Raw genomic sequence first — 850 nt, forward strand, 5'->3', positions numbered from 1 at the left:
CCTTCAAGATCCATATTCAGTTGATCGTATAACTGAACCAGATTAAACCCGGCTTGCAAGCCCAATTGATAATCATGCTCTAACGCTTCTGGTTCACTCAGGAGTGAAGAAGATTTCAAGCCCTCTTTGGGCGCAATTTGCAAAATAAACGTGTCGTCCGGTGGGTTTGATAAAAACGCCTGCGTTAGCTCAAAGGTCTGATAGTGAATCATCAGCATATCGGCCAAGCCAGAATCAAAATTCTCACCAATCAAATGGCTTAATCGATACAAATTATCAGCACCAAATAACCAACGACCACCGTTGAGAAGCATTTTCCCAGTTAACTTAGACTGGTGCGCAGTATTAATTTTTTGTTGGAAGAAAGACGTCCAGTCAGACTTCCATTGGCTGACTTTTTGTTGCCAAGATTGCTGCACCGAGTTTATGGATTCGCGATACCATTCTACTGGCACGTCTCCGATTTCACTTTGCGCCCTCGCCTCTATCTCAGAGAAGGGTTCTGTGCGAATCACAATAATGTTGCGCGCATTTTGTCGCCACGCTTCTTGAACCGGAATCGAGGCTGATACACCACCATCCACAAACTTTTGCCCATTTACATCGACAGGGCCATGGTACAACTTAGGAATCGCACAAGTGGCTAGCATGGTGTGGAACCAATCATCCCCAAGAATCGGCAAATACTGATCGGATAAATTTTCCACGTTCGTAACGGCTGCAAACGCCCCTCTTCCAGCCAAGGTCTTACGCCCTAAATCGAGATCCAGTTTGTAAGGAAAATCTTGGATTCTTTCTAGCGCCCACTCAAGACTCAAGTATTGTTGCTTACGAATGTAGCGGAAAAGAT

Annotated in this window: 1 protein-coding gene; it reads right to left on the bottom strand. The window is 45.1% G+C overall.

The genetic code is table 11. The features are described from left to right. Window positions 1-850, bottom strand: an 850-nt coding sequence (locus R7Z50_RS26030) for a DUF6363 domain-containing protein (protein ID WP_318149545.1), incomplete at both ends; no start/stop codon positions are given.

The organism is Vibrio sp. 1249-1, assembly GCF_033340495.1.